Origin of the sequence: Haladaptatus sp. (genome assembly GCF_049589095.1) — an archaeon.
Classification (GTDB): Archaea; Halobacteriota; Halobacteria; order Halobacteriales; family Haladaptataceae; genus Haladaptatus.
Map to the genome: position 1 here is coordinate 1 of NZ_JBAWAC010000585.1, position 8,516 is coordinate 8,516.

6 protein-coding genes are annotated in these 8,516 nt (G+C 64.0%); 3 read left to right on the forward strand and 3 right to left on the reverse strand.

Features of this window, described 5'->3' with window-relative positions:
• Positions 1 to 119: 119 nt before the first annotated feature.
• The 3 genes from rpiA to WBV42_RS18190 all read right to left on the reverse strand — a co-directional run bounded on the left by rpiA (position 120) and on the right by WBV42_RS18190 (position 2,911).
• A complete protein-coding gene (gene rpiA, locus WBV42_RS18180; RefSeq protein WP_423987276.1) occupies positions 120 to 992 on the reverse strand; it encodes a ribose 5-phosphate isomerase A in 873 nt (290 codons plus the stop codon).
• Positions 993 to 995: 3 nt separating this feature from the next.
• Positions 996 to 2,009 (reverse strand): NADP-dependent phosphogluconate dehydrogenase, encoded by a 1,014-nt coding sequence (locus tag WBV42_RS18185; protein WP_423987277.1) that lies wholly within the window; start codon positions 2,007 to 2,009, stop codon positions 996 to 998.
• Between the two features lie 209 nt (positions 2,010 to 2,218).
• Positions 2,219 to 2,911, reverse strand: coding sequence for a hypothetical protein (locus tag WBV42_RS18190; RefSeq protein ID WP_423987278.1), 693 nt, complete (start codon positions 2,909 to 2,911; stop codon positions 2,219 to 2,221).
• A 271-nt stretch (positions 2,912 to 3,182) separates the two neighbouring features.
• On the opposite strand from WBV42_RS18190, the gene lpdA reads away from it, so the two are divergent.
• From lpdA to WBV42_RS18205, 3 genes are all read left to right on the forward strand, one after another.
• The gene (gene lpdA / locus WBV42_RS18195; RefSeq protein ID WP_423987279.1) at positions 3,183 to 4,604 is read left to right on the forward strand and encodes a dihydrolipoyl dehydrogenase; all 1,422 of its coding nucleotides are present in this window, start codon (positions 3,183 to 3,185) and stop codon (positions 4,602 to 4,604) included.
• A 122-nt stretch (positions 4,605 to 4,726) separates the two neighbouring features.
• A complete protein-coding gene (locus WBV42_RS18200; RefSeq protein ID WP_423987280.1) occupies positions 4,727 to 6,916 on the forward strand; it encodes an alpha-ketoacid dehydrogenase subunit alpha/beta in 2,190 nt (729 codons plus the stop codon).
• A gap of 90 nt (positions 6,917 to 7,006) precedes the next feature.
• Positions 7,007 to 8,470: a dihydrolipoamide acetyltransferase family protein gene (locus WBV42_RS18205; protein WP_423987281.1), complete on the forward strand. Its 1,464-nt coding sequence runs from the start codon at positions 7,007 to 7,009 to the stop codon at positions 8,468 to 8,470.
• Positions 8,471 to 8,516: the final 46 nt, after the last annotated feature.

Genomic DNA, 8,516 nt, shown 5'->3' on the forward strand with positions numbered 1-8,516 from the left:
GGCCGGTCGGCTGACCGGCCTGCTCGCGAGTTGTGAGATCGAATCGTGATCGAATACGGTGTCGCCCGAAACGAATCCTCCGCGAGAAGAGCGAAACCGCGTCGTCTACGGGATGCGGTTCAGAACCGGACCGTCTTCACGTCGTCGTCGGTGCCGTAGACGACCTCATCGACCATGTTCACGAACAGGCCGTGTTCCTGTGCGCCGGGGATTCGGGCCAACTCCGTCGCCCGCTCCTCCGGATTTTCGATGTCGCCGAAATCGCAGTCCACGATGAGGTTGCCGTTCGCCGTGAACAGCGGGCCGTCCTTCTTCTCCGCGTAGCGAACCGATGGATTGCCGCCTTGGTCGCGAATCCACTCCTTGACGACCTCCCGCGATTCGGGCAGGATCGAGAGCGGGACGGGGTACGACAACGGCGTCGATCGTTTCTGGTCGTCCGTGGCGATGACGAGTTTCTCCGCCATCGAGTCGATGAGTTTCTCCCGTGCGTGGGAGGCACCGCCGCCCTTGACGACGTGCGGGTTCTCGGGATCCCACTGGTCCGCGCCGTCGATGGCGACGTCAAGTTCCGTCACCTCGTCTACGTTTATCAGCGGAATCCCGACTTCCTTCGCCAGTTCGTGGGACTGGAGTGACGTCGCCACTCCGCGAACGTTCGTGAGCGTCCCTTCGTCTATCTTCCAGCCGATTTTGGCGATGGCCCATGCCGTCGTGCTGCCGGTGCCGAGGCCGACGTCCATCCCATCCTCGACCACTTCGGCGGCTTCCATTCCGCCGCGGCGGCGCTTGTCCATCAGCACGTCCTCGGCCGAACTCTTGATTCGGCGCGGTGACGGGATGACGCGGATGTTGTCGCGTATTTCGTCCTCGTCCAACTCGAAATCGCGGTCGGCGAGTTCGTTCTTCGCCTCCTCGACGGTCTCGTCCTCGGTTTCCGCCCAGACGCTGACGTCGTGGCCTCCTTGCTGGTAGCTGAACTGTTTTGCCATTGTTTAATCGTCCAGGTCCATGCGGTCTTTCGGTCGGACTGCCTCCTTTCGCTCTTTGTCCTTCTCCAGGTGTGAGCGGGACACGTTGTCCACGCGTCCGGTGACACGCTCCTTGAGGATGTCGTCGTCCTCGCCGAACGGATGGGTCCCGAAGCCGTGACGCATCGCCGCGATGGCCTGGTAGGCGTGCTCCTGATTGCCACGCGACTTGAACAGCTCGGTGACCGACTGGCTGATGACCGGGATCGGCGTTTCGCCCTTGAATGCCTCCTGTACCAGCCAGTTCACCTCGCCGGTGTCCTCGATGTAGTTCGGCACGTCCTCGTAGTTGTCCTCCCCGATCTGGTCGCGCATGAGTTCGACCAGCCAGCTTCGGATGACCGACCCGTTGGACCAGTTGTTGAACACGTCCTCCAGATCGACGTCGAAATCACCGGCTTCGAGCAGTTCGACGCCCTCGGCGATGGACTGGAGCATCCCGAACTCGACGCCGTTGTGGACGAGCTTCACGAAGTGCCCGCTTCCCGGCGGGCCGACGTGCAGCAGTCCGCCATCGACGGACAGTTCGTCGAGGATGGGTTCGGCGATTTCGAACCCTTCCTCCCGGCCACCGACCATGAAACAGGCCCCGTCGCGCGCACCCGGCGGGCCACCGCTGGTGCCGGTGTCGAGGTAGTAGATGCCGTCCTCCCACACGCGTTCCTCCCGGCGCATCGAATCCCGCCAGAAGGAGTTGCCGCCGTCCATCACCACGTCGCCTTCGTCGAGGTGTTTCACGAGTTCGTCCAGTTGCTCGTCTATCAGCTCCCCGGCCGGGAGCGACAGGTAGATGACCCGTGGTGCATCGAGGCGGTTCGCCAGCTCCTCGTACTCCCCGCTGTCGAGTACCGTCACGCCCTTGTCTTTCAGCTCCGGGCGGTCGGCCGTATCACAGCCGACGACGTCGATATCCTTTTCGGTCGCTTGCTTCGCCAAGTTCCCACCGATCGAACCGAGTCCAATTATTCCGAGTTCCATGTGTACAATCTCTCGCACGTCGTTCGTTTTCCCGGCGAAATACCCGCGTGGAAACGGCTTTCCGCCGGTGACTATCCTATCTCGCTTCGGTAAAACGACAACACAGCGAAGGACTAAATCATTCCGGCCCTGTCGGCCGAAAATCACCTCGTACGCACCGCTGTCGCCGTGCTGGCCGTCGTTCGCCCGGAGTGTGTTCGTCGGTTCCGTTATCGCCTCCTCACGGAAATCTCGTCGATGGTCGGCAGCGATATCGAATCGACGTAGTGGGACAGGGGCTCGTCGGCCCGTTCGATCGGGTATAGCTCGCGAACCAACGGGAGAACCGAGACGCCGGCACCGATGGCCGCTCCGGCGACCTTTCCCTTCGTCCCGAACCGCTTGCCAGCCTCGTACCCTGTCCTCACGTGTCCGATGCCGTCCAGATACTGCCCGACATCGATGCCTTCGTTCGGGTTCGCGGATTCCGGATCGAAGGTGTCCCTGGTGCTGTTGTACGCACCGTACACCGTTCCCGCCCCCGCTCCGAAAACCGCACCGTACGGACCGGCGGCATACCCCTGTCGAGCGCCGTTGAAGGCGCTCTTGGCCGCGTATCGATGATCCACTTCGTCGAGAAACTGCCGGATTTCGACCGTGAGCGCCGTCGTCGACTGGCCGGTCGTCTCCGCGACGGACGATGGCTTCGGTATGGCTTCGACGCCCTCGCTCCCGTCCACGCGGCCGCGGACGGACTCGGCGGTTTCCCGTACCGTTCGCAACGCTTCGCCGCCCGCTTCCGACCCCGTGTTGGCCGTTTTGCGCGCGACTGTTCCTCCGACACCACGCGCTCTTCGTGCCGCCGTCATCGTCCGCGCTTTGGCGTCGTTGGCGACCTCGTTGGCGTGGTCTCGGAGTCCCATGTCTAACTCTACATCGCTAACGGGTGTGTCTCTTATCGTTGCTATCGAAAGCACCGTAATTACCCCCCGTCCGTCGGCTTCCGTTTTCCCTCCGATTCGCTCGTGGGCTCGGGTGGGCCGTTAGAAATTACCCGCTGGATACCGGTATCCAACCCGTCCGACGTGTAAGCAGGGACCGGATTCATCGAGACCGAACCCACTCCCTACGTCTTCCCGTCGCACACGACGAACTCGAAACGCCCGGAAAACCGACCGCGATTCCACCCATCACATGCCAGAAAATCACGTCCCCGACGAAACGGAAATCGTCGTCATCGGTGCGGGACCCGGCGGCTACGTCGCCGCCATCCGCGCCGGACAGCTCGATTTCGACGTAACGCTCATCGAAAAGGACGCCTACGGCGGCACATGCCTGAACTACGGCTGTATCCCGTCCAAGGCACTCATCGCGGCGACCGACGTGGCCCACGAGGCGGAGACCGGCGAGAACCGTGGCATCCACGCCGACCCCGACATCGAATTCGGTCGGACGGTGGACTGGAAGGACGGCGTCGTGGACCGCCTCACCGGCGGCGTCGAACAACTCTGCGAGGCGGCGGGTGCGTCGCTCGTCGAAGGTGGCGCCGAGTTCGCCGACTGTTCGACGGTCACAGTTCGAACCGACGATGGCGAGCACGAGTTGGCGTTCGAGCACGCCGTCGTGGCGACCGGTAGCCGCCCCGTTTCACTCCCCGGATTCGCGTTCGAGGACGACCCGATCCTCGACTCGCGGCAGGCCCTCGCGCTCGAAGATGCGCCCGATTCGCTACTGGTCGTCGGCGCGGGCTACATCGGCATGGAACTCGCTGGCGCGTACGCGAAGGCCGGAACCGACGTGACGGTCGTCGAGATGTTGGACGAAATCCTCCCCGGATACGGCGACCGACCGAGCGAACTCGTCCGCGAACGCGCGGAGGACCTCGGCGTCGAGTTCCACTTCGGCGAGGGGGCCGAGGAGTGGACCGACGACGACGGGGGAATCACCGTCGTCACGGAGGACGAGGACGGGAATCGAACCGAGTACGAGGCCGAAAAAGCGCTCGTCGCCGTCGGCCGCGAACCCGTCACCGACACGGTGAACCTCGACGCCATCGACCTCGAACCGACCGACGACGGGTTCATCGAAACCGACGACCGTGGCCGAACCGACCGCGAGAACGTCTTCGCCGTCGGCGACGTGGCGGGCGAACCGATGCTCGCTCACAAAGGGATGCGCGAAGGCGAAGTCGTCGCGGAAGTCATTGCCGGGGAACCGGCCGCGCTCGACCATCAGGCCGTCCCCGCCGTCGTGTTCACGGACCCCGAAATCGCCACGGTCGGGATGACCGAGGACGAGGCGGTCGATGCCGGATACGACGTAACGACCGGCGGGATGCCCCTGCAGGCCAACGGCCGCGCGATGACGCTGGACGACGATGATGGATTCGTCCGCGTCGTGGCCGACGCCGAGGACGGCTATCTGCTCGGTGCGCAACTCGTCGCTCCCGAAGCGTCCGAGCTAGTTGCCGAATTCGGCCTCGCGCTGGAACTCGGAGCGACAGTGGACGACGTCGCCGCGACGATTCACACCCATCCGACGCTCTCGGAGGCCGCGAAGGAAGCCGCCGCGAACGCCCGCGATCACGCGATCCACACGCGAAACAGCGACCGATGACGGAGAATACAGGACCATGATCGACCCGACACCCGCACCGAACTCGACACGCCCAACGGCGAACGCACCGAGTCGCATCGTTTCGGAAGTACCGGCGGTTTCCTCCCCGGCGGTGTCCGACCATGTCTGAGGAGACGTGGGACGAAGCGGCCCGGTCCCGCGACTTCCACCAACTGATGGACGACGACGGCGGCATCCTCGACGGTGCCGACGTGCCGGACCTCGGAGACGACGAACTCCTTGGTCTGTACCGAACGATGGTGGGGACCAGAACGATCGAAGACACGATGTTGAACCTCCAACGGAGCGGTGAGGCGAGCCTCGTCGCGCGCGAGCGCGGCGAGGAAGCCACGCCTCTCGGTGCCGCCGCCGCCCTCTCGGAAGGCGACTGGATCTTCTATACCTACCGTCAGAACGCCGCGCTCCTGCACTGGGACGTGCCGATGGCCAAGATCGTCGCCGGGACGACCGGACAGGAACCCGAAACCATTGCGGAGGGACTCGACGACTGGGAGTCACCCGTCAACTTCTCGCCGGACTACACGCCGGTCGGCGTGAACGTGACGAACGCGGCCGGGTCGGCCATGACCGACCACTTCCGCGACCGCGACACCGTCTCGTTGGCGTTCATCGGCGACGGCTCGACCAGCGAAGGGTCGTTCCACGACGGGCTGAACTTCGCGGGCGTCTTCGACGCACCGCTCGTCGTCGTCGTCCAGAACAACGGGTGGGCGATTTCGGAACCGTCCGAGCGCCAGACCGGGGCGGAAACGTTCGCGCAGAAGGCCGAAGCGTACGGAATCCCGCACGAACGCGTGGACGGCAACGACGTGCTCGCCGTCTACGACGCCACGAGCAGGGCCGTCGAGCGCGCCCGCGACGGCGGCGGGCCGACGCTCATCGAATGTGTCACCTACCGGATGGGAAACCACAATACGTCGGACAACGCCGACCTCTACCGGGACGACGAACTGAAATCGGAGTGGGCCGATCGCGACCCCATCGAGCGGCTTTCGACGTATCTCGGCCACCGAAACCTCCTCGATGACGACCGGCGCGAGGAGATTCGGGACGAAATCGATGCTGAGGTGAACGACGCCGTGGAGGAAGCACGAAGCGTTTCGGAAACCGATCCGATGCGGATGTTCGACCACCACCTGCACGGCACCTCGTGGCGCGAAGCCCACCAGCGGGCGGAGTTCCAGCGCGAACAGAACGGGGAAAACCCGTTCACTGATTTCTCCGGCGACGCGTTCGACACCGAGCAGTGGGACGACTACGGTCCCGATTTGGGCGTCGATTTCGAACCGCTGAATTCGGACGACGACGGCGTTGAAACGGAAGATATGAACATCGTGACGGCGGTGAACCGAGCACTCCATCAGGAGATGGAACGGGACGAAGACACTCGCGTTCTCGGCTACGACATCGGGATGCTCGGCGGCGTTTTCCGCGCAACCGAGGGACTGCTCGACGAGTTCGGGCCGGACCGCGTGATCGACACGCCGTTGTCGGAAAACGGCATCGTCGGCACCGCGGTCGGGATGGCGATGCGGGACGACCGCCCGGTTCCCGAAATCGAGTTCATGGGCTTCTTCTATCCCGCCTTCGGCCAGTTCATGTACGCCGTCGCCAAGATGTACGAACGCACCGGCGGCGATATCGAACTCCCGATGACGATCCGCATGCCGTACGGCGGCGGCATCAAGGCGCTTGAATACCATCAGGAATCGACCGAGACGTTCGAGATTCACGCGCCGGGCGTCCGCGTGATCTGTCCGAGCACGCCGTACCAAGCCAAGGGTCTGCTGGCGTCGAGCATTCGATGTGACGATCCGGTGGTCTTCATGGAGCCGAAACGGATCTATCGCGGGTTCGACGACCCTGTCCCGACCGACGAATACACGCTCCCGCTTGACGAGGCCCGGACCGTCGAGGAAGGGTCGGACGTGACGGTGCTGACGTGGGGAGCGATGGTCCGTCACGCCGAGAGCGCCGCGGAGGAGGTGGACGCCGACGTGGAGATCATCGACCTCGTGACGCTCTCGCCGCTCGACGTGGAGACGATTCTGGAGTCGGTGAAGAAGACCGGCCGGTGCGTCGTGCTCCACGAAGCGCGCCGGACGCTCGGTCTCGGGGCCGAACTCTCGGCGCTTGTCAACGAGTACGCCCTCGACAGGCTGAAAGCCCCCGTCAAGCGCGCGACAGGGTACGACGTGCACTTCCCTGACAACGATATCGAGGACGACTATCTCCCCGACGCGGAGCGGGCGAAACACGCGATCGAGGCGGTGATGAGTTATGAATTCTGAGCAACAGACAGACCCGACAGGCACGAACCGACAGTTCAGCCCCCCGAAACCGCCCGTTCGTTCCCCCGCCGCGGGAGCGAGGTGGTCGTCATGACCGACTACGAGTTCGAACTCCCGGACCCCGGCGAGGGGTTGACGGAAGCCGAAATCGTGGAGTGGCACGTCGAGGAGGGCGACGACATCGACGAACACGACGTGCTCTGTGAGGTCGAGACCGACAAGGCCGTCACCGACGTTCCGTCGCCGTGTCCCGGCACCATCGCCGAGCGGCAGGTTGACGTCGGCGACGTCGTGCAAGTCGGTGAGGTCTTCGTCGTCATCGAAACCGACTCCCCGCCGAGCGGCGGGGAGGAGGCCGAAGCTGCCGAAGAAGCGCAAGAGGAAGCCGACACCGAGCAAGAAACGGAAGCCGAGGAAGAGGAACCTAAAGAAGAAACGGAGACAGCCGAGCAGGAAGGCGAGACGGAGGAAACCGAGGAGGCTGAAGAAGAAACGGAAGCGGAAGATGTGGAGGAAGAAACGGGGGAGGGCCAAGATGAGGAACTGCAAGCCGAGGAGGAAGCCGACAGCGACGCCGAGGGCGAGGAGTCCCAATCACCAGCGACGGCCGACGAGCGAGTGTTCGCGGCACCACGAACGCGAGCGTACGCCCGCGAGGAGGGCGTAGACCTCTCGACTATCGACGGCACCGGGCCGAACGGACGCGTGCTCCGCAAGGACATCGACGCACATCTCTCCGGACGCGCCGGTGGACCGGCCGGCGGCGGCACGGCGGAAGCCGAGGGCGAAGCGGCCTACGCCATCGAACACCCAACGACCGAAATCGAACCGGTAGCGATCGACGAGGACGAGGAGCGCGCCGAGCGGCGCGACCTTTCGGGGCTTCGCGGGCGCATCGCCGAAAACATGACCCGCTCGGCGGCCGTCGTCCCGCAGTTGACCTCCGGATTCCAGGCCGACGCCACCGAACTCGTGGATCTCAAGGAGCGACTGGACGAGAAACACGACGTTCACATCACGTACACACCGATCCTGCTCAAGGCGGTCGTCCCGGCGCTCAAGGAGTTCCCGATGGTGAACGCCAGCATCGACGACACGACCGACGAAATCGTGGAGAAGTACTACTACAACGTCGGATTTGCGACCCACACCGACGACGGATTGCTGGTGCCCGTCATCAAGGACATCGACAGCAAATCCATCGTGGAAGTAGCTCGGGAGTTGGAGACGCTCGCCGAGGGGGCCCGCGAGCGCTCCATCGACGCCGCCGACATGCGGGACGGGACGTTCACTGTGACCAACCTCGCGACGTTCGGCGAACATCGAACGTTCGGAACACCCATCGTCAACTACCCCGAGGTGGCCATTATGGGTATCGGACGGGTCCGAGACGAACCCGTCGCCACCGAGGACGGCGAGGTCGAAGTACGTCCGCGGATCGACCTCCACCTCTCCTACGATCACCGCCTCGTGGACGGAGCGAAAGCGAACCAGTTCATGGAGTACGTTATCGAAGGCATCGAGGACGAAGACGTCCTCCTGTCGCGACTGTAAGTCAAGAGAGAGAGAGAAAAGCGGAAACCCCGCCGCTCTTTCGTGC

Bases quoted from the DNA above. Each gene is read 5' to 3' on its own strand.
- rpiA (WP_423987276.1), bottom strand. From the start codon at position 992: ATGGCAAAACAGTTCAGCTACCAGCAAGGAGGCCACGACGTCAGCGTC.
- WBV42_RS18185 (WP_423987277.1), bottom strand. From the start codon at position 2,009: ATGGAACTCGGAATAATTGGACTCGGTTCGATCGGTGGGAACTTGGCG.
- WBV42_RS18190 (WP_423987278.1), bottom strand. From the start codon at position 2,911: ATGGGACTCCGAGACCACGCCAACGAGGTCGCCAACGACGCCAAAGCG.
- lpdA (WP_423987279.1), top strand. From the start codon at position 3,183: ATGCCAGAAAATCACGTCCCCGACGAAACGGAAATCGTCGTCATCGGT.
- WBV42_RS18200 (WP_423987280.1), top strand. From the start codon at position 4,727: ATGTCTGAGGAGACGTGGGACGAAGCGGCCCGGTCCCGCGACTTCCAC.
- WBV42_RS18205 (WP_423987281.1), top strand. From the start codon at position 7,007: ATGACCGACTACGAGTTCGAACTCCCGGACCCCGGCGAGGGGTTGACG.